Origin of the sequence: Nostoc sp., from assembly GCF_036917555.1 — a bacterium.
In the GTDB taxonomy this organism is placed as follows: domain Bacteria; phylum Cyanobacteriota; class Cyanobacteriia; order Cyanobacteriales; family Nostocaceae; genus Nostoc.
In genome coordinates this window covers 146,373-167,335 of the sequence record NZ_JBALDD010000092.1, presented here as the reverse complement: position 1 = coordinate 167,335, position 20,963 = coordinate 146,373, and the positions used below count along the sequence as shown (strand labels likewise).

19 protein-coding genes and 4 pseudogenes are annotated in these 20,963 nt (G+C 40.8%); 9 read left to right on the top strand and 14 right to left on the bottom strand.

Annotated features, from left to right (window positions below; all coding sequences use genetic code 11):
• Window positions 1-84 precede the first annotated feature (84 nt).
• The 9 genes and pseudogenes from V7K60_RS34665 to nifE form a co-directional block, all read right to left on the bottom strand.
• The gene (locus V7K60_RS34665) at window positions 85-510 is read right to left on the bottom strand and encodes a hypothetical protein (RefSeq protein WP_334932720.1); all 426 of its coding nucleotides are present in this window, start codon (window positions 508-510) and stop codon (window positions 85-87) included.
• A gap of 508 nt (window positions 511-1,018) precedes the next feature.
• The gene (locus V7K60_RS35520) at window positions 1,019-1,126 is read right to left on the bottom strand and encodes an IS1/IS1595 family N-terminal zinc-binding domain-containing protein (protein ID WP_442944514.1); all 108 of its coding nucleotides are present in this window, start codon (window positions 1,124-1,126) and stop codon (window positions 1,019-1,021) included.
• Window positions 1,127-1,159: 33 nt separating this feature from the next.
• Window positions 1,160-1,435, bottom strand: a pseudogene (locus tag V7K60_RS34660) (DUF1257 domain-containing protein); the annotation flags it as partial.
• 879 nt (window positions 1,436-2,314) lie between these two features.
• Entirely contained in the window at window positions 2,315-3,601 is a 1,287-nt protein-coding gene (locus V7K60_RS34655) for a sigma factor-like helix-turn-helix DNA-binding protein (RefSeq protein ID WP_334932718.1), read from the bottom strand.
• Window positions 3,594-4,523 carry an AAA family ATPase gene (locus V7K60_RS34650; RefSeq protein WP_334932716.1) on the bottom strand — a complete coding sequence of 310 codons (930 nt, stop codon included), beginning with the start codon at window positions 4,521-4,523 and terminating at the stop codon, window positions 3,594-3,596. The genes V7K60_RS34655 and V7K60_RS34650 overlap by 8 nt, the downstream gene beginning before the upstream one ends.
• On the bottom strand, window positions 4,520-5,881 hold the full coding sequence (locus V7K60_RS34645; protein ID WP_334932714.1) for a trypsin-like peptidase domain-containing protein: 1,362 nt from the start codon (window positions 5,879-5,881) through the stop codon (window positions 4,520-4,522). The genes V7K60_RS34650 and V7K60_RS34645 overlap by 4 nt, the downstream gene beginning before the upstream one ends.
• A complete protein-coding gene (locus V7K60_RS34640; protein ID WP_334932713.1) occupies window positions 5,878-6,210 on the bottom strand; it encodes a CU044_2847 family protein in 333 nt (110 codons plus the stop codon). Before V7K60_RS34640 ends, V7K60_RS34645 begins: the two co-directional genes overlap by 4 nt.
• A 376-nt stretch (window positions 6,211-6,586) precedes the next feature.
• Window positions 6,587-6,721 (bottom strand): hypothetical protein, encoded by a 135-nt coding sequence (locus tag V7K60_RS34635; RefSeq protein ID WP_334932711.1) that lies wholly within the window; start codon window positions 6,719-6,721, stop codon window positions 6,587-6,589.
• A complete protein-coding gene (gene nifE / locus V7K60_RS34630) occupies window positions 6,711-8,099 on the bottom strand; it encodes a nitrogenase iron-molybdenum cofactor biosynthesis protein NifE (RefSeq protein ID WP_334932709.1) in 1,389 nt (462 codons plus the stop codon). The genes V7K60_RS34635 and nifE overlap by 11 nt, the downstream gene beginning before the upstream one ends.
• A gap of 877 nt (window positions 8,100-8,976) precedes the next feature.
• Between nifE and V7K60_RS34625 the strand changes: the two are divergent.
• A pseudogene (locus V7K60_RS34625) lies at window positions 8,977-10,044 on the top strand (DUF2891 domain-containing protein).
• On the opposite strand, the gene V7K60_RS34620 reads toward V7K60_RS34625, so the two are convergent.
• On the bottom strand, window positions 10,028-10,672 hold the full coding sequence (locus V7K60_RS34620; RefSeq protein ID WP_334932707.1) for a TraX family protein: 645 nt from the start codon (window positions 10,670-10,672) through the stop codon (window positions 10,028-10,030). The pseudogene V7K60_RS34625 and the gene V7K60_RS34620 overlap by 17 nt on opposite strands.
• 262 nt (window positions 10,673-10,934) lie before the next feature.
• On the opposite strand from V7K60_RS34620, the gene V7K60_RS34615 reads away from it, so the two are divergent.
• The 5 genes and pseudogenes from V7K60_RS34615 (at window position 10,935) to V7K60_RS34595 (ending at window position 14,290) form a co-directional block, all read left to right on the top strand.
• Window positions 10,935-11,513, top strand: a complete 579-nt coding sequence (locus tag V7K60_RS34615; RefSeq protein ID WP_334932705.1) for a hypothetical protein — start codon at window positions 10,935-10,937, stop codon at window positions 11,511-11,513.
• Between the two features lie 24 nt (window positions 11,514-11,537).
• Window positions 11,538-11,840 (top strand): annotated as a pseudogene (locus tag V7K60_RS34610) (slipin family protein); the annotation flags it as partial.
• Window positions 11,841-12,178: 338 nt separating this feature from the next.
• Window positions 12,179-13,126, top strand: a complete 948-nt coding sequence (gene ppk2, locus V7K60_RS34605; RefSeq protein WP_334932703.1) for a polyphosphate kinase 2 — start codon at window positions 12,179-12,181, stop codon at window positions 13,124-13,126.
• The gene (locus V7K60_RS34600) at window positions 13,107-13,271 is read left to right on the top strand and encodes a hypothetical protein (protein ID WP_334932701.1); all 165 of its coding nucleotides are present in this window, start codon (window positions 13,107-13,109) and stop codon (window positions 13,269-13,271) included. The genes ppk2 and V7K60_RS34600 overlap by 20 nt, the downstream gene beginning before the upstream one ends.
• A 278-nt stretch (window positions 13,272-13,549) precedes the next feature.
• Window positions 13,550-14,290: an HNH endonuclease gene (locus tag V7K60_RS34595; protein WP_334932699.1), complete on the top strand. Its 741-nt coding sequence runs from the start codon at window positions 13,550-13,552 to the stop codon at window positions 14,288-14,290.
• Between the two features lie 290 nt (window positions 14,291-14,580).
• On the opposite strand, the pseudogene V7K60_RS34590 reads toward V7K60_RS34595, so the two are convergent.
• Window positions 14,581-15,138: pseudogene (locus tag V7K60_RS34590) on the bottom strand (nitrogenase component 1); the annotation flags it as partial.
• Window positions 15,139-15,413: 275 nt separating this feature from the next.
• Here V7K60_RS34590 and V7K60_RS34585 point away from each other — a divergent pair.
• Together V7K60_RS34585 and V7K60_RS34580 are read left to right on the top strand one after the other, a co-directional pair.
• The gene (locus V7K60_RS34585; RefSeq protein WP_334932697.1) at window positions 15,414-15,614 is read left to right on the top strand and encodes a hypothetical protein; all 201 of its coding nucleotides are present in this window, start codon (window positions 15,414-15,416) and stop codon (window positions 15,612-15,614) included.
• Window positions 15,615-16,218: 604 nt separating this feature from the next.
• Window positions 16,219-16,458, top strand: a complete 240-nt coding sequence (locus V7K60_RS34580) for a hypothetical protein (protein ID WP_334932695.1) — start codon at window positions 16,219-16,221, stop codon at window positions 16,456-16,458.
• Between the two features lie 92 nt (window positions 16,459-16,550).
• Here the strand turns inward: V7K60_RS34580 and V7K60_RS34575 are convergent, their stop codons facing one another.
• The 3 genes from V7K60_RS34575 to V7K60_RS34565 form a co-directional block, all read right to left on the bottom strand.
• Entirely contained in the window at window positions 16,551-18,668 is a 2,118-nt protein-coding gene (locus V7K60_RS34575) for a virulence-associated E family protein (RefSeq protein ID WP_334932693.1), read from the bottom strand.
• A 62-nt stretch (window positions 18,669-18,730) separates the two neighbouring features.
• Complete coding sequence (locus tag V7K60_RS34570; protein ID WP_334932691.1) at window positions 18,731-18,910, bottom strand: hypothetical protein; 180 nt, start codon at window positions 18,908-18,910, stop codon at window positions 18,731-18,733.
• 579 nt (window positions 18,911-19,489) lie between these two features.
• Window positions 19,490-19,780, bottom strand: coding sequence for a hypothetical protein (locus V7K60_RS34565; RefSeq protein ID WP_334932689.1), 291 nt, complete (start codon window positions 19,778-19,780; stop codon window positions 19,490-19,492).
• 397 nt (window positions 19,781-20,177) lie between these two features.
• Here V7K60_RS34565 and V7K60_RS34560 point away from each other — a divergent pair, with 397 nt between their 5' ends.
• Window positions 20,178-20,450, top strand: coding sequence for a hypothetical protein (locus V7K60_RS34560; protein WP_334932687.1), 273 nt, complete (start codon window positions 20,178-20,180; stop codon window positions 20,448-20,450).
• The last annotated feature ends 513 nt before the right edge of the window (window positions 20,451-20,963 follow it).

Here is a 20,963-nt window from a genome sequence, read left to right as displayed (position 1 = left end):
GGAGAGCAATGTCTACGATACGCTTTGTGAATGCGTCTATGCAATCATTTTTGCTTGAAAAAATTTTGCGTAGAATAGCACATATTAAGTTGTCGCTGCTGGTTTGTTTCCATTCTTGCTCTCCACAGTAGCAATGAATGACGGTTGCTCATCATTGAGAGTTGGCGACTCCCCTCGCAGTCCCTTACGACGCTGATTTTTAGGAACTCCTCCCGCCATACCGTACTCTACACTGCTTTTGCCATATCGAGTTCCCACTGCCATTAGCATGTGTTCTGTCATATCTCCCAACTCGTCTTCTGTTTCCAGCATTTCACGATACAATTTATCCAAGCTGGAAAGGGCACTGTTATATGCATTTTCTCTAGTTCGCATCGTTTCGATCAGCGTAGAAAAGGCAGGTAAAGTAAGTCCATTGCCTAAATCTAAACTTGGATTGATTGAGTTGATGCTAGCTGCACGACGCACTGCTTTTTCTAGCACTAAAGAAGTTCTTTTTCTCCGAGCCATGATCTACACCTTCTAATAGAGTACGGTTAATATTCTTTACCTTAAAAGGCTTACGTATAGATCAGCCTGAGAGAATTCTGGCAAATCTGCAATGATTTTTGCTACAAGCGCGATATTTGTCATGAATGTGCGAAATACTGAAATGAGAAAGCAAACTGGGGTTTGAGAAAGTAAAAGCTGCTTTTGCTTGCGGAAAACACCAAAATGAGTAAGTAAAAGCTGCTTTTGCTTGCGGAAAACACCAAAATGAGAAAGCAAAAGCTCATTTTGAGAAAGTAAAAGCTTCTTTTGCTTGCGGAAAACACCAAAATGAGTAAGTAAAAGCTCATTTTGAGTAAGTCAAATGCCATTTTGCTAACTAAATTCGACTTTATCTATATTTTTGCGCTGTGATGACTAGTTTTGATCGGTGTGATGGTGGTGCGATCGCAAAAGTCGAGCAAATAAAGTTCTCTGTCGTACTGAGAGTTACAGAAATATACAATTCATACAAACAATCATTAGAAAATTAGGGTTCTGTGAACTGAGTACCGCAGCTACTACATTTGTAACTCTGTTTTCCATGCTGATAGCCATATCTAATAGTTTGTGTGGAATCACATCGGGGGCATTTTATTTTCTGCGTTAATGAAGAGTATAAAATTGAATGTTTTGCTTCCGCTAGTGTTTTAATAACACGATACTTTTGGTTAATTGAATTAATTAGTTCAGTTTGATTATACTTCTTTGCAATACCCCAAAGATCACCTATCAAGTCAAAGCTACCATCTGAATGACGCCCCCAGCCTAAATCATATTCCCCTTCAAGTACAGCAACGATATCTGTACGAACTCGTTGACCATTGTAGCCTCGGACATCAGCTTCAATCTTGACAGTTATGCCCAAATCACGAAGAGTAGTCTTAAGGATTTCACCGTCAGTCATTTTGGTACGTAGTACACTGAAATGTCCCGGTTCTTTGCGTTGAGTAAATGAACTAAGTACATCATCATTTGGTGGAGTGTCTGCCGCTGATGGATTATCCGAAGCTGGTGTATTACCCCGTGATTTATCGAGAAATTGAAGAATTTCTAATGGAATATTTAATCTGATTCCAGCAACTTGTACTCGGTTATCTTGTTCAATAAATCCACGAAGTTGATTTGCTGCTCCTTCAATATCGTCATGAGCGAGTTTTTCTAGACTTTGGGCATAGGTTAGCAAAGTTCGAGATTCCAAAGTTTCGGTTAAAGGTTCCGCTAAAGTCTTCGTAATTGAAGCGATGCGAAACAATTCTGAGGTATCTTGCTTAAATGCTCTTTTAAATGCTATGGCAAGTTCGCTGGTTGCATTATCTGGATAAACGTAAGCTAATGCTGTTAAACGTTGAGCCTGAGCAAAATCTTTTACATCAGGATCATCATTCTGAAGGTTATTTTGTACATAGAGAAGCAAAAAATCATGCAATTCCCTAATCCGTTGTTCACCGAAGTTAGTATTAAATTGAAGTTTTTTGAGTAGTTGAATTCTAACAGCTCTTGGCATTCTGTATAGTTCATGACCAACCTCATCACAGAGATACAGAAGTAAATCTGATACAGCTGTCCAGTGACTTCCTAGCATCCGACCATGAATATCGCACTGAAAACGATGCCAAAGACAGTAGGCAAGATCCGGTACAAGCTCTATCGGAAAGGCGGCATGATACGCTAAATAAAGATGCGGCTCTCCAAACCGCTTTTCAAAAGCTTCAATATATTTATTAGCCTCTTGAGAGTCCATCTCCAACACAGCAAACACAGATATGAGTTCATTTTACTCATCCTATATAACTTTCGTTGTTTTAGAACGCTTGGATAAAAGGCTAACTGCACTTTGTAGCCCACGACGATTGAACTCGAACATCGGTATCATTCGTTCAATCTGATTAGCAGATGTACCACCCCAACGAAACCGAGGCATTGGATTCAGCCATGCAATACTGTGAGTATATCGCCTCAGTTCGTCCAGAAACTGTTTAGTTAGTTGGATACGGTCTCGGTTATAATTGCCGCGAGCAGCACCACCGTCGCTAAAGATTAGTACAGTTGAACGCTCAGATTGTAAATTCGAGAAAACATTCTTGAGCGTTTCAGCTTCCAAAAGATAAGGATCACGATAAATAAAATCAGAAGGACAGTTACGAAAATAATAGATATTGATTTTACCCAAACGTCCTTCTTGAGAAGCTGTTTGAGCTAATCGACGTGACAATTCATGAAACGGAACCATAGAACCGTCACGATCAACTAATAAAAGTAATTCAGCACGGTTAATACGATAAGGTACTAGTACTGGCTCTAAAAACATTCCTTGTAATCCAATCTGGTTAATTGTGGCTTCGATATCTAACTCAGCAGACGTTCCTTGCCTAACAGGTCGTCGAAGATACCGCCAAGTTTGAATCATCTGTCTGCGAGTGACAGGAAAATATTCTATTGATTTTGACAATTGACCATATGGAACTTCTTCATCTCCACCAGTAAAAGAATCCTGAACTAACTTATTTAGTTGTACATCATCAACAACTCTTAACGCAGACCGCATAACAGCTAACTTTTGATTCTCAGTAGCTAATAATAGATTGAGGCGATTTAATTTTTGCATCGCTTCAGTCTCAATTTCAATAATTTGTTGATAGCTAAGATTTAATCTTTTTCCTACTTCGCTTGGAGTTTTCTTACGCCCATCATCTAATCCATTTAACATACTCAAAATATTGCGTTCACGAGAGCTAAGAATTTTTAGATGGTCTTGAACTAAAACATTGTCTTCATATAAAGGTTTTTCCTGAGAGATAACTCTTTGAAGTAATTGTCTAAGTAAAAAAGAGTCCTTCGGTTTAAACTTTATAGTGTCAATCATTTGCTCAAAGTAAGCATTAAAAATCCTTTCCTCAGCTTCTGAACGAATCCACAATGACCGACAAAGTTGTGCAAGAGCATTCAAGTTTGATATACCGAAACCTAGTTGCAAAGCCCGTATCAAAGATAAGTAGTCATCTATACCCAGTGGCAATCCTGCTTCTTCACGTAACCTAATGAAGAGATTTAGAAGTGGTAGGTTATTCACGATTATCACTATGCTTCAAGTAACGGATATGGTCATCCCAGCTTTTTAGCAATACTCCAGCATAAGGAAGCTGCCCATTCAGTCTTGCTAAAACTTCATCTTCAGGATCGCTATTCAAAACACGAAACCAATCGATTAACTCGCTGGTACTTACTTTCTTTCCCGAATCTCGTTTATATTTATCCATCTCTTTGCGTAACTTTATAAAGCGATTTATGGCTGCATTAACTAATTGACGCGATGGATTATTAAAATGAGCATTGATAATTTCTATCAGTCGTTTTTCAGAAGGAAACTCTACATAATGAAATATGCATCTTCTCAGGAAAGCATCAGGCAGTTCTTTTTCATCATTGCTTGTTATAAAAATAATCGGTGGAGCCTTAGCTATAAATTTTTGCCCAGTTTCCTCAATGACAAATCGTAACTCATCAAGCTCTAGCAACAAATCATTTGGGAAATCAATATCAGCTTTATCAATTTCATCAATTAACACCACTGTTCTTTGCTTGTTATTGAAAGCACGACCTAACGGCTGTAGTTTTACATAGGTAGTAGGATCTTGAACACGTTCAACATCTTCCTGCTTTATAATTTGCCTAGAGTTAACCAGTTGAGCATCTCGTAAGCGACTGATTGCGTCATAAATATATAGTCCATCTCGTGCTCGGCTATTTGATTTGACATACCAAGCTTCAAAAGGCAACTGCAACTCATGAGCTACAGCAAGGGCTAGACGTGTTTTACCACAACCAGGCTCTCCTTTAAGTAGCAACGGTCGTTCTAACTGAATTGCTAGATTAACGGCTTCAATCACTTCTGGACTAGTTATATACGGATATAATCGTTGTCCATTTGCATTCACCTCGCCTGGTTTCACCCTTAATTTTTTACCTGCATATCGCAATGGACGATTACTCATGCCCTTAACCATTGATCCTTTACCTCATACCAGTTATAGCCACATCGAGCACAAATTTCTGCTAGCACATACTCTGGAATGCCATATTCGCTATTACCAAGAATCTCTTGTACTATGACATCAACTTCATGAGTAAGCTCAATCGGTAGTTCATTAAACTCTGTATCAATCCAGCCCATCAAATCATCATGAGATAACAGAGTGATTCTAGGAGGCTTAACAGGAACATCAGGCACATTTGAATCTAATTTTTCAGAAAAAATACCCTCTAAATTGCCTACACGACCTTCATAATCCACTAAAAACATAAGAAGTTTGGGATCATTTCTCCTGGAAACTGTATTTCGGGCTTTTTTCGCTAATGGTTGCCAGAAATCTTGAACTATCTGACGAAGATAATCTTCTGGCGTACAATCAACTTCATGGAAGACCAAAAAAACATTTTGCGTGTGCCAACATTGGTAAACTCGTTCGGCAATTTTTTCCGCTCCGGGCTTTCCTCCACCCACTAAACCAACTCGACCACCCAGCTCTCGCCAAAGCGCATCAATGTCTCTCCCGCGAGTACCCCTATCTAAACCAATAGTAACCACTTTGCCTTGTAAACTCCTTGGTACATAGCCTATTAATCGATTTAGCAACCAACGTTGCCCATGTGCTGGAGAACCATGAATAAGAAAAGCTGCAATAGAATGTCTTTCAATTAGTCTACGAAAAGTGCGTACCTGCTCTTGATATCCCAACTTCAGTAAAACTTTATAAAGCTGGTCATTATCCAATACTCGCCAAATTTTATCAAGAGCTTCAATGGAGATAGCTAAACCTGTTCTTCCTCCCTGTTTATGGCTTACAATCCCCAAAACTTTCCCCGTCGCTTCGTCCACTATGGGAGAGCCACTGTATCCAGATTCTAGATTGTAATCGTCTACAACTTGCAGATCCCAAACAGGAATACGCTCACCTGAATTAACTTGCAATCCTTGCTGATTCCCTAAAATACCTCGAAGCGATCTAATCAGATGGCTTTTTGCATACAGTTGAAATCCTGCAATGATTACAGGTCTACCTTTCTGAGCATCACCCTGAGTTTGGAGTGCTGGCTTATTCCATAGAGTTTCAACCCTCAAAATTGCGATATCTAAGCCCAAATCCTTACCAGAATCAACCACTGTTGCATTTTGTCCATCAACCATAACCTGCTCCACCCCACCTACATCGTCGATAACATGAGCACAGGTTAGAATATGAGCTACGCTAATTGTCTGACGAATTACGAACCCTGTCCCAAAATGATTTGTTTTAGGGTCACTACTAGTAACAAGTACAATTGACTTTTGTATCTCTTCTTCTAGTATCATTTTGTTAAAGCATTAGACTGAGAACCAGATTTTAGTATTAATTTAACTGTCAAATTTGCTTCGGCCTTCGACTTCGTAATGTAAAGATTACCCTCCAACTCAAAAGCCAGACCAATTTCAACTTCTACTTGATCGATAGTCATATCTTTATTAATCTCCTCCCACGTCTCTTTAATTGGACGACAGACTTTAACAAGCAACGGTTTAATTTGATCAAAGGTTGAATTAACCCGTTCAGCAAACCCTCCAGAGATTTCCTGTGCTTTCTCTTGGGGAACTTCAACTTCCACAAGAGTGCCATCTTCTAGTTCAATTAATTTAGTTGCCATTGATATTGAATCACCTGAAATTTCTCTTCATGATATGATATCTCGCTATACATAAAATAAATTCGTTCATATTCTTTCAAAAATGGGGAAAGACAAATGTGCCTAAGGCAAATTTAGGTTTGAGATCCCGTAGATAGATTAGTTCAGCTTTTAGTGATAATATTTACTCTCATCCAATGTCTACGATTGGCTAGATCTAACTTTTCCATACACAATCCCTAAATATACAGTAGCTTGTTGATGCAGCGATGTCTACGACGGGCTTCGCCAACGCACCTTACACAGAATTCTTATATATGGATTACGAGATTTAGTGTATTGCTAATAATAGTAATTTTATAGCATTAATAAAGAGAGCGATCGCCTACGACTCAAACTAGGCGATCGCTCCTGTGTTTGTATAAGTTAAATATTTAACGAAAGCTGAACCTCTAACAGGTAAATCTACTACTGGATAAAACGATGAGTGCGTTGTGCTGTGCGACAACACACTAGCTCTTTTATACTCCACAGCTAATTTTTTCATCCCAAGGAGCAGGTTTTCTGACTTGCTCCCACACAGGACTATACACGGCTTCATACAATTCCCGCGCCATTTCCACTAACCCCGCATAACCAGCGTAAGCATGATGACGTTCATGGTTAATATCCAAAAAAGGAATCTGTGCTTTCAGCGCTGTATATTGATTACCAGCCCCAGCAATCAACACATCAGCTTTTGTATTCTTGAGTAACTTTAGTAATGTCGGGGGAGTTCCATCGGCCAAAACAATGCCATCTTCACCAAGCAATTGCTTAATTTTGGCTTTCTCTTCTTCTGTACTCTTTTTGTCAGTAGTAGCAATAACTTCCATTCCCAAGTCTTTGGCCGCTAAAATAAGCGACCAACTTTTGACACCACCACTAGCAAGAATAATCCGTTTACCTTTTAATTGAGAACGGTATGGAGCTAAGGCAATATCTAGGGCTGCGGTTTCTTCTGCAATCAAGCATTCTATACGTTCTTGAAGATATTTGTCGCCTAATCTTGCTGCAACATTTCGCAAGCAATGGTTGAGGTTTTCCACACCATAGAAAGATTCTTCAATATAAGGAATCCCATAATCTTCTTGCATTGAGAGTGCCATTTGCACTGCTACATTTGAGCAAATTACTACATTCAACTTGGCACGATGAGCATAGCAAACTTCTTCATAGCGAGCATCACCTGTAATTTTGGAGAGAACGCGTATACCCAATCTTTTGAACAGTGGTAAAACATTCCACAATTCACCAGCAACGTTGTATTCACCAACAATATTGATATCAAATGGTGTGGTAAATTCTGGTTCAGCCGTTCCGATTACATATTGCAATAAAGTTTCATTGCCGATGCGGTTCCCGAAATTTTTACTACCTAAAAATCCAGGTGCATCTACATATATAACTGGAATACCAACTTTCTTTGCAGCCATCTTACAGACACTATCTACATCATCACCAATCAAAGCAGTGACACAGGTAGCGTAGACAAAAACAGCCGCAGGATTGTAGCGTTCAACAACTTCGATAATAGCTTTGTACAGCTTCTTTTCACCACCAAAAACAACATTATTCTCACCAAAGTTAGTAGTAAAACCAATTTGGTGTAATTGAGAACCTGATGAGAGGCTACCATGAGTTGCCCAAGGGTTATGAGTGCAAGCAACAGGACCATGTACTAAATGAGCCGCATCAGTAATTGCTCCCACAGAAACCATTGCCCCATCAAAAGGACAATTACCTTGAGTTGCACCTGGTTGTGCTGCTTTATTGCAAGACAGTTTTTTGTTGCCATGCAATTTTTTTTGGTTATGTACACAGGGTGTCTCGTTGAGTAGTTCGTTGATTGTTCCTTGGGTATTTTTCATGTCTTTACCTCGCGCTGAAGATTAATGCAAAAGGAGTAAGCACTATAACTACATAATAAAGCTGTTTTATAGAGTGTTTACCCCACATTTGCTACACCAAAAGTTTTCAGGTATGTCAAAAGCTGCCACAAACTCAGTTTAAAATCCCTACTGAATAAAGGTAGTTGACAACATATCTTGTGAGAAAGCTGAGTTGCAAAGCGACACACCACACAAACTTTAACAGGTGTAAATAAATCCCTATATAGACACTTTTACTTTTTGCTATCTTCAAATCGATTACAAAAAATCGTAACTGAAGTATTAGCATTTTCAGGTAAAATAGCCAACTCCTCTCACATATATTGTTTCCGTAGGAAATAAGACCTGTTAACGCTTTTGCTATTCTTAGCTTGTCTAAATGTTAGCCTAACATAACTTTAAAGAAATGATTTGATTTTTGATTTTTTGCTGTAAAAATACTCAATATACTTGGATAATATATAGCGATGGTGAATTTACGGTCTGCAATTCTCACAAATCAACCTTTTAAGTTCCGCTTAAGTATAAAAGATACTGCACAGTTTACAATGGCTTGTATGTGACATAAGCTTTTTGGTATTGATGCGATCAATAGAAGGAGGAGCGATCGCAATTGAAAAATTATTGCATACATCAGGTAATACTGCTTACGCAAAAACAGGGCAACATTTTTGGTAGACATTTCGTAAATTTGCCAGTGATGGGCTAATGGATTTCCTGATGCGATTTATAATTAAGCAAGCTGCATCAAGACGATAGCCCCATAATTATCTCAATGTACCCCACCCCACTTGTGCTTTAAGATATTTTCTCTATAATGCTAAAAAGGTAATTGCAAGACTACTGCTGAGAAACCATGCAACTCCAAGCAATAGAGATTGACGTAGCGATCGCAGCCCAGTTTGTTCAATTGGTGTTGAACTGCATCAACCAAGAGTATCCGCACAATAATATTTTTTGGTTTGAGAGCGATCAGGACATTAAGCCGCCACGCGAATTAATGCCAGCATTTTATGGTTGTTTGGATTGGCATTTTGCCGTACATGGGCATTGGTTACTTGCAAGGCTAGCTCGTTATTTTCCTGATGCTGAATTTCAGCCGACAGCAAGGGAAGCACTAACCCAAACCCTGACTCCAGAGAAAATTCAAGGAGAGATTACCCATTTTAATCGATGTCCCTTCTTTGAATGTCCTTATGGATTTTCATGGCTGTTGCAACTCGCTACGGAATTGCATGAATGGGATGATTCTCAAGGTAAAGAATGGCTAGCGGCGTTAGAACCGTTAGAAACCTTAGTTGCCAACAACTTTTATCGCTGGCTTGAAAAACTCGAACTTCCGAATCGCACTGGAGCACACTTTCAAACCGCGTTTCCACTTGGTTTAGCACTTGATTGGGCACAAAGTAAGAAGAATAGAGACTTTGCCAATCTGATCGAAGATAAAGCCCAAAAATTTTATCGGAGCGATCGCAACTATCCATTGCATTTTGAACCATTGGGTTATGATTTTGTCTCTCCCTGTCTTGCAGAAGCGGATTTAATGCGACGCATTCTTTCACCAACAGATTTTGCAAATTGGCTTAACGATTTTCTTCCACAATTACTCACAGAAGATGCAGTAAACTGGTTGCAACCTGTACAAACAACTAAACCCAACGACTATTTACAATCTCATTTTTGAGGTTTAAATCTCAGTCGAGCTTGGATGCTTGAGGGAATAATCTCTCGATTACCCAATAACGATTCTCGACTCAATACCCTGCGTTCTGTTACTGTTTTACATCGCCAGTGTGGGTTGGTAGATGTTGCAATTGACCATTATTCTAGTAGTCATTGGTTGGGAACGTTTGTAGTTTATCTTGTAACTGCACGTGGATTAGATAGATATAGAAATCCGACCTCGACTAGATTAAATAATTGATTATACCTAAAATTATTAAATGAGCCGGGTAAAATACATAGAACCATCTAGCTGGTGAACCTTGTTGACCATTAAATTGAAAAACAATGAATCCTGCAAGAATTGCCCAACCTTGAAATATATTAAGCATCGATAGGATTACTAAAATAAAAAAGTGAAAAATGCACCAGGAGAGCAACCATACTTTGGGTTTGAGTTTGTCTATTAGGGACATCAAGAAAATTACTCCAATCCCATAAGTTCCATATTCAACGCCCAAGCCCTCGGCAACTACTGCACACAATCCAATAATTATTAATTGCTGCCATAATTGCGGATAACGCTTTACTAAGCGCAACATCACAAGTCCAAGAAGAAGCGTGAACAGAATATTAAGTGATAAGCTCTGGAAGACAATACTATAGATTGGTTGAGATATTATCGCTGTAATTAATAGTCTCCCCCCATAACGGTGTACATTATGGGTATGTTTTTCGCCTTCAGCCAGAAGCCATGCAAAGAGGGGAAAGCTCAATCGCCCCAATAAGTGCAAGATTACCAACTCTGGCATTAGCAAATAGCACACATGATCCATAACCATGAATACTGCTGCTAAGATTTTAATGCTAAAAGCTGAAACTTTAATCACAACGTTACAGTTACCTTGGATTCCTTGATATAGAATCCCGAAAATTTTATTTATTTAATATAAGAGTTATTCAAAATACTAGCAATTTGATAACATTAAAAAAAAGGGCAATGTCTACGATGGGCTATGACCCTCCTGCGTCGCTCTAAGCATACTCCTACGGAGAAGCAAGCTACGCGTAGCGTCTCGTAAAGAAGCTATACCAAAGGCTTTACGTTACGCTATCGGTGACGCCCTCTTCAGCAGAAAATGCAGAAACACTATGGCAAAGCGTAAAAAAAGCAATCTTCAGTGGATTAAAGAAACACTTGAACTAAAACCCGATCATCGTTGGGAATCTCCATCAGGTTACAAAATTTTTGTCGCAGATCGAGGCGCTGTTCGTTTCAATGTTCCCCAGAATTGGGTTTTTGAGCCACAAGAGAAATCCTTCAAGTTCATGGATAAAAAACCGCCCAACGATGATTGCTGTCTGGAAGTATCTTTTAATCGCCTCCCACCCAATGACTGGAGCCAGTTCCCGCTAAAATCCACCTTGAAGAAAGTCCTGGAAGACGACAGTCGCAACGTCATTGAGAGGGGAGAAATTTTTACCGTCAAGCGTCAAACTGCCAGAATTGTCTGGACAGAGATGAAGTTCATTGACACTCAAGAAGAACCACGGGAAGCTTTTTCGCGGACTTGCATTGGTTTGGGGTCGAATGTTCAATGCTTAATTACATTCGATTATTGGACAGATCAAGCAGAACAACTAATACCCGTTTGGGATGAAGCTATGCGTAGTCTCACATTAGGGTTGTATATTCGTGACCCCATGACTGGTTTAGCTTTTCCAGACTGAAGATCAAGAATGATTGCTGATGGGAGTTGCCGAGTAGATTCTGTAGGTGTGAAAGATATTATTTTACCTGGTGAGATTAAGACTATCTTGAGTAAGGTAGTTGAGGCAGAAAAAGCTGCTCAAGCAAACGTAGTCAGACGTAGAGAAGAAACTGCTGCTACTCGCAGTATGCTAAACACCACCAAAGTGATGGAGGATAACCCCGTTGCATTGCGTCTAAAGGAACTGGAAGTATTAGAGCGGATTGCAGAGAAGATTGATCAGATTCAAGTTAACAGTAGCTTGGATACTATCTTAACAGACTTGATTCGGATGAACCCGCAGTGATTTAGTTATTAAAAATTGAGAGTTAGGTTGGATCGCATATTGATGAATTTACAGCTATTTTAGGTAAATAGACCATGCGGTAGGGGCACAAGGCCTTGTGCCCGACAGGTGTGGTTCAAATACATGAAAACTCTGTAATTGTGAAAAAATATTTGCAATCGCGCTTAACCTAATCTGTATAGGAAAGTAAGTTAGCAAAAGGTTGATGTACAAAGGCTTGTATGTTTAACTGTCGTTAGCTTGTTGGTCTTACATCTCTGGTGTAAGAATACTTCCGAAGGTGTAAATATACACTCAGTCTGCATTCAAATATATACTTTATAGATAAACTCTAATTTATGCCAATTCAATGGCATGGAGTCACTGTGATGTCAACTGATGAAATTAAAAACCAGCAAAATAATGATTTAGTTCAAGCCACTGTAATAGAAAACCTAGTAAAGGCAAAAGATAAGAAAAAATCTAAAAAATCCAAACGCATTTTTGATGGTAGCACAGAAGTTTTTGCCAAGAAAATTCCCAAAAAGACTTTTGAAACTGAACTAGAGCAACTCCAGATTGAATTAGTCAAAATGCAATACTGGATTAAGCACGTTGGCTATCGAGTTGTTGTCATATTTGAAGGACGCGATGCAGCCGGCAAAGGAGGAGTAATTAAACGCATTGCCGAGCCACTCAATCCTCGTGGCTGTCGTGTAGTGGCTCTGGGAACCCCCTCTGATCGCGAGAAAACTCAGTGGTATTTTCAGCGCTACGTGCAATATCTTCCGACAGCAGGCGAAATTGTCCTCTTCGACCGCAGTTGGTACAACCGAGCCGGAGTTGAACGAGTGATGGGTTTTTGTACTGAAGCAGAATATCAAGAATTCATGCAATCTTGCCCAGAATTTGAACGAATGCTGGTGCGATCGGGCATTGTTTTAATCAAGTACTGGTTCTCCGTCAGCGATGAAGAACAAGAGAAACGCTTTCTTTCTCGCAGTCACGATCCAGCAAGGCGCTGGAAACTCAGCCCAATGGATTTGGAATCACGCGATCGCTGGGTAGAATATTCTAAAGCAAAAGATACCATGTTTGCTTACACTAATATTCCAGAAGCCCCCTGGTTTACGATTGAAGCGGATAATAAAAGACGTGCGCGGCTCAACTGCATTCATCATTTGTTAAGCAAAGTTCCTTACGAAGATATGACACCTCCTCCTTTAGAGCTTCCGTCTAGACCTGCGGCTGAGGATTATGTTCGCGCCCCCCGCAATGAGCAGTTCTTTGTCCCTCAAGTGTATTAAGCAACATCCTTGGGTTAGAGGCGATCGCTACGATGGTTTACTTCTTGTGCATCTCACACACAATCCTAAAGGCGATCGCAACAACAGTCTACTTCTTTTACTGCGATGTCTACGACGGGCTATTCGGCGTCGCACTATCTCGTAAATTAGTTTTATCAACACGCAATCATCGGGATTTGGGCAAAGTACCCAGATTGTTAATTGAGGATTGGACGGTTTAATGCGATCGCCTAGTTTATTGTCGAGTGAGAGCGATCGCTACAACGGTCTACTTCTTGTGCATTTTCGGCAATGGTTTTTTTATGGAGTTGAGGTAATCATAAAAATAAGTATATGAACAAAAATATTTACAGGCATGATGATTGTGGTTGTCTAATATTTTTTAGGCATTTATGCTAGATAAGAAACGGCGACATTATATATATGATACTAGAGGAGCGCATTGCTGAACTTTACAATGGTCAGCCTAATCCTGAATCTAAATACTATGCTATTACTATCCTTGTGGATTCAGATGGTAACTTGAATAGTTCATGTTACTCTCACTGGGTTGGATGGGCTGATTTAGATAGGCGTATTGAGCTTCGTGAAGCTTCGCTTATACGAGCAGATATAATGGCGAGTTGGTGGTTGGAGATCGGACAAGGCTATATAGTAGTTAACAGCCTTGAGGATATAAGTCTTTTTCTGCTGCTTGGTGGAAACGGACTAGTTGAAAAAGGTGTTGCTAAGTCAGCAATACCAGAAATGATTGAACCGTCTCCTGTGGTTCAGTCTAATGCTGGTGGTTTCGTGCATATTGAGTCCCTTCCTAAGAGTGCATTTAATCGCGCACCAACACCAAAGCTACGTATGCAAGTTATTCAAAGAGATGACTTCCGGTGCCGAATTTGTGGACGACGGCCTGCTGATTATGTTGACGTGGAATTACATATTCACCATATTCGTCCTTGGGGAATAGGAGGATTAACACAGGACGAAAATCTCATTACTCTTTGTCATACTTGTCATAAAGGGTTAGATCCTCACTACAATCCAAGCTTATTTGATCTTATTTCACCAAATGAAAGGGCATCTAACGCAGAAAATTTTGCAAATTATTATTGGGAAGGTGTTCAACGATATCAAGAAACAATGTTAAAAACATTACCGGGAGGTGATTGAAATTAAGTTTATTAGTTATAGTGTTAATTGTCTAAAATTTTTTATTTTGGGCGACATCAACACAATCAGCAAACGGACAAAAGATTCTGGTATGGATGCAAATGTTATCTGCTGCTTAATTTAGCTGCAACGTTATATTTAGTCTAAAAAATCGTCATTTAAAATAGTCTTTCATTTTACAGTTTTTCTTTGAGCAAAATGCAAGCAAAATCTCAAAACCAGACTGAATAAGAGTTATACTGTCTGAAGCATCAAAACAGATTGTTACTACATAACCCTAAAACTTGCATTTAGGCTATAAATAGGCTCTTTTTTCTCCCACCGCGAAAAAATCTTGCATTATATGATGTTGAGGAGCGATCGCTAGGTTCGGAGTAATCCCAAGAGTGCATTTGACGGAAAGGTAGACCCATCTTCTGGAAAACGTACTTCTCTTTCACACCAGAGGCTACGAGGTCGGGCTTGAGGGCTTTGATAAATTCCTCGAATTCGTAAGCGGTAACGTCGTCATAAACGATGGTGCCGTTTTCGATATAGCCAGCGGTACGTTTGTAGTCGTCATTATGAGCAAACTCATAACCTGTACCAATCATCTTCATGCCCAAGTCTTGGAAAGCTGGGACAACGTGACGAGGACGTAGACCACCAACCATGATGGCAACGGTCTTACCATCCAAGCGGGGGCGGTACTTATCAAGAACCGCATCCATTGTGGGCTGATACTTGGCAATGACCTTCTCAGCGTTTGCTTGGATTGTCTCGTCAAACTTAGAAGCAATTTCCCGTAAAGATTCAGCAATCTTGGTGGGGCCGAAAAAGTTGTATTCCAACCAGGGTATACGGTAGCTTAAAGCCTAAAAACCTTATATATCAATAGTTTTGCAAGTCTGCATTTTACATGGCTTGTTTTTGTCTTAAAGCTTGTGATTTAAACACCCAAAACCCCAGTAAAATCATAATTTGATTTGCAAGTTGTAGCTTACTGGAGTAAATTTCGTCAAAACTTGCAACCGGATAACATATGTTGTCCGGCAAATTTTGTCAAAACTTGCAGGTTATCTGTCAAACTTTATACACTTGTTTAAAACACGAGTGTATTGGCATGGAAGTACTGGGAAGGCCGATGAGCCTAAATAATAGGTTGCACTTGATGGATAGTGAAGATTCGCGTGAGCAAACTTGGTTGACTTTGTGCGGTCGTAAGATTCGGGCTACTCACGCTCTACCGTTGCAAAAGTTTGATGCTGGGGAGAACTGCTGTACAGTCTGTGTGAGGATGCAACGCGGTAACTCGCTGCTGCACTCTCGCTTTAAAACGGCATGAGTGCGCGGTAAAAACCCTATTGAGAAGCCGATTATTTCACCATGCAGACGCTAATTCATGGAACAATAATCAGAAGCGTGTGCTTATTGATGCATCTGATTTACAAGTAAATCCTGTCTTCTATGTTCGATGTGTTCAATAACCCGGAAACCCTATAGGGTTTCGGAAAGCTTGAAATGTTTTCTGAAAGTGTTAGACCAGTGAGAATAGAGTATAAAATCAAACTTCACTTTCTCGGAAAAATTGATTGGAAAACGAGCGGCTCTCATGTGTGATAAATGCTGAAGCGGACAAGTTAGCTTTTTGCACGAACTGCGTGATGAGTGAAAACAGCCGACATTCCACGCTTTATTTAAACGGGAGCAAAAACATTGATATTGCGAAGAATTAAACCACGGAGAAGTATACTTGCCGAAAAAATATTAGCGTGGTTTGTTTTTCGGAGATATATTATATTTCCTTTAAGTTTTAGCGTGGTTTGAAATTGTCGTTGTTTTTGATGAGTGATCGCTAACTCTCCCGGTCGGGACTTAACCCTCGACCGAGTTTCACTTAACGACAATTGCGCGACAATTTTGCGATGGCGTAACCGCCACGCGACCAGGTGATCGCTCAACGTTTTTGTACACAATCGGCGGCGGCTGGTTTTGGTGCTGCACGTTGCGGTAACTTCCAACTTCAACTTCCAACTTCATCAGCTAGTTGTGGAAGTCGGAAGTCAAAACCGGAAGTCAAAACCGGAAGTCAAAACCGGAAGTCAAAACCGGAAGTCAAAACCGGAAGTCACATCTACTCAATTGCGATCGCAGTCGAGCGGGCGTGTACGCCATTGCGTTGTCGTTGAGTGAAACTCAGTCAAGGGTTAAGGCTCGACCGGGAGAGTTAGCGTTAACGCTTGGTCAACCCTGTTATTCGTCGATCAACCATTGATTTGATCTACCTCAACCAATCTTCTCGATGTATGACTTGTTGACGGGACTTATTGAAAGCCCGATATTTGATTACAGCTTTGACAAAGTAACCAGATTCCGTTTCGATGCTGGCAATCTTCCCTTTGCGCCATTGTTTATCGGTCTCACAAAAAAATTCAAGCTGATCGCCAACCTCAAAGGTGTTAACCGGGACGACATTTTCGGAATCGTCTACTTTATGAGTTTGATTTTTGTGTGAGAAATTTTTGATTTTTGCTTCACTACAATTTTTAGGTAGCAACACTTCGGCTACATTGTTTGCTGTGTTTGGCTTAGAGGCTGTTGCTACCTCTGCTGTTGCTACCTCACCCTGTTCCTGTTGCAACCTCCATATTTGGGAGACATCGCCATCAACTCTCTTCTTTTCACACTTCACCCACCCAATGCGCTTTAAGCACTCAGCCACCCGCATCTGTGAAACGCGATCGTGTTTGGCAAGTTCGATTTCGAGACAGTTGCTCAAAATTTTGCTGACGGTGGTTTCTGATTGAGACTTCAAGAATGCGTCGATTGCTTCGTCCCAGGTATCACTTACCTCATGGTGTTTGTTTAGCAGGGCGTTACGCTTTTCATCGGTTTTGGTCAAATAGTTGGTCTCACCGTTTCGGTAGGCAATAACAGCTGCTGCCCATAACAAGTCCCGTTCTTCAGCCAGTTTCTCTACAGGGATTTCGTCAACGGTGACGGGGATAATCCAGTACCTTCTGTGTCCTTCTGGGTCAACTAAGAATTGTGCTGGGTTAACACTGCCCACAAAACAGCTAGTCCTGGGGAATGATTCAATCGACCGCCCATAGGGAACCCGCAAGTTGTCAGCTGGGGTAGTGAAAAAAGCCCGTAAACCGGCTATTTCTTTACGTTTAAAAACTGATTCGAGTTCTGCTAGTTCCGAAATCCAAAATCGCCTCAGCTTCAGCCGTTCGTCTTTGTCGTTAGTACCGCTGGTAATCGTGTCGTCGAACCAGTCAGGATTAACAGCTAGCGTCCGCCAAAATTTGGACTTTTGTAAACCTTGAGTCCCTTGCAACACTAAAGCCGTGTCGTGCTGACACCCAGGTTCAAATACCCGCTGCACTTGTCCAATCAAGTGTTTTCTCATGAAAACGTTGTGCAGAGGTTCATTAGTGCCAAAGTAACGAGTCGCAATATCATCTAATATCTTCAAGTCAACAGATGAATACTGCTCGGCTACCTGCTCCAAATACTCTTGCACCGGAGAGTAAGAACGTTTTTTGGCAAGACTAAGCACTATCTGTGCTGCTCTGTCGTGGCTGATGTCGATGTCAAATTCATCAATCAAGTCAATCGCCAAGGTATCCATGTCCAGAGGTTTGCCGTCTAATTCTGGTCTGATGGTCATGGTGTTAAACCGTAGGCGAGACCCCCATTCATCTCTTAGCAAGTTAAGCATTTGCTTGCTTTTACTCCGAGCTGGAAACATCTGCTCCAGGCTTGACTCGACTGTGCTTTGAATTTCTTGCCCCAGGCGCTCGATCTTGTCTTTACCCCGCCGCGAAAGTTCTTTTTTGAATTCTTGCTCAAAATTGACCATTAGCTCCCTCCATTCATATACGCTTTGTTTACACCGCTGTCTGAGTGTCCCTAGCTCAAGGGTTCTCTCCGACCCTCTCAGTAGCTTCATGGCAACTTTAGCAACCTCAGACGCAAGTCTAAATGTCAACGGACGCTCCTCCTCCTTGATTTTCCAATTTTCGTAGGGTTCGGCAACATCAAAAATTTGAAGTGTTAATTCCCTGGCGCTTACAGCCTCGGCTACTAAGTACTCAAGGGGCTGATTTATCCCGTGGAGGTAGCACTTACCTCCAGCGGCTTTAATTCGCCAAACTGCGCTCTTGACCAGTGCCTCAGATGTTTCTGGTTCAAGAAGAATGTAATGTTCACCAGCAGATATCTCTAGTGTGGCTTGAGAGTACTCTATGACCTGAAATAACTGCGCCAAATGTCTTGCTTTTAATGCGTCAGCTACCCAAAGTGTCGGTAGGGCAATCTGGCTAACTCCACTGCCTTCAGTCCACTCTGTTAAATCCTGCGCGGCTACTGGAAACGTGATATTATTTTTCATAAGCGTTGTTTGGGTAAGTGGAGCATTCGCTTTTCTCTGCTTGCCCAGCAATTTCCAAAGCTTTACTCAATCTCTACATTGTTTACATCTTCACCCAGTTGTAGATAACCCCCAAAACTTGATAAATTCAAGCTAGTTAATTGTTGTTCGGTTTTTGGACTTGAGGGGCTGGTTGTAACTACTGCATGGAACTGCACTGCATGGAACTGCATGGACACGGAACCGCGTGGAGATGTATTCATGTGTAGACGACTGGTAACTCTTTTCAATTACCGGACTTTTCTTATGCAAGATTTCTTGTATAAATTTTACATTTATGTAAATACAAAAATCATATTAGGAAAACTCACATTTTTAAGAAAAACTGTATTTAGCATACATCAGTTACAGCCGTGTATCAATTGGCAATATCCTATATAGAATAGAGGTTTTGCACATGCAATCAAGTGACGAAATATTTATTTCGTCACAGAAAGCTTGAACAATAGTCACTGCAAGCGATTGAAATTCTACCCATGTTGTATGGGTATAAGTTTCTTTTTTAGGCAAGGTTTAGGCAAAATCTTGCTACTCAAATGCTACTCAAAATATCTTTGAAACCATTGATAAATCGTTTATGTCAATGGTTCCATGAAACCTTGGTATAAATCTTATAATCCTTGCTGTGACTACTTTTCAGCGAAGTAGTATAATATTCCTTTTAGGAGTTGTTGGGGTAATTGCTTTAGAATTACCACCCAAATCTTGTAACCCTTGCTAGTGTTGGTTTTTCATCAAGTGACACGCGGACTTGAAGTCCTTGTGACCACTAGTTTGTAAAGCTACATCGGCTCTAGTTCTCGGTCATCAACCCATTCCCGTTCGTTATCGTCTACCTCAAACCAAGGATGATCTTCTGGGAGGGAGACATTGTACTGCCAGTCCATGCCAGTCCAGAAAAGACCAAGCACTGTTACCGGGTACAAAATCTCACCCTGCTTCACCTCTATCTTGTGCAGCACGGTTTGACCAATGTAATATTCGGGCTTGTCGAATTCTTTAGTGATCCGCAAACGCCAAAACTTTGACGCTTGATTAAAAATGCCCAAAGTGGGCGCGTCAGACGCTATCATTCTTATTGCCTCTTAATTGTGTGGTCTGTAAGTTGAACGATTGGGGGGAAGTCGTGCCGGTGGGGGAGAGGTTAGAGACTCTCTTGCCGGCGCGCATTTAAGCGCTAACTTCATTTGTCACATCAGGTATCTGAAATTATTGAAGCAGATTTCGCCCAAAAAAGCGATCGCGCTTCTTTTGCTAGATGATCATTTATCTATCATCGGTGGGTAGGAGAGCTAAGGGGCGATACGACGCTACGATTTAATCGCTGTTACCTTGTTTACTTTCGTCTACTCACGTCTACAAAACATTCTAAACTACTACTTCGTTAATTGTCAACTCTGTATACAAGTTGTGGACAAGTTATACTGGTTGACCTAATATGTTGACAGGTTGTGTACAGATACTTTACAGATGCGTAGCAATATAATTTCATTTCGCTTCACAGATGCTGAAGTAGAAGCACTGCAATCGTTCCAAGTTTCAGAGGATAAATCCCCAAGCCAAACAGCTGCAAGATTGCTTAGGGGAATGTTTGCAGGAATTCTAGAACCGTCAACAGGTCTATCTACATCTGTAGATATCAAGGAATTGGTCAAGCAAGAGGTAGAAGCAAGCCTGGGTGAACTGCGATCGCAACTAGAGGCACAACTGGAGGAACTGCGGGGAAAATCGAAAGCCCGGTAGTAGAAGAAAATAGCGCTACCGGGCAGCCAAGCAACGAAGAGTTAATCCTAACCCGCGATCGCACTTTGACTAAGTTAAAAATGGGCAAACAATCCAGCGCTGGTAAAGCGATTGACGCTTTTATTAAGGAGCTAACACGTGGGTGATAAAGGCGGTTATAATGCCATGATCGACGGTGATAAAGGCGCTTCATGTGCCTCGATCCTACCTTGATCATGGATGATAAGTGCCTCGATCCTACCTCGATCATGGATGATAAGTGTCACACCTAACCACCTACACCTTGTCTACAGTTCGTTTATAGTTGGCTGTTGTGGGACTACATGAGCAAGTATCTGGCACAAATGAGTATGATGTCTGCCAGATATGACGCTCACTAACTCATCTCTTCTTTGTCTACACTGTCTACAGAAAAATGACGGTAAATTTTGGGCTGTAGACGGCTAAAACCCGCTCTGGATACCGTTTTTAGCAACTATAGACAAAATTTAAATTCCTTAGAAAATAGCCAAT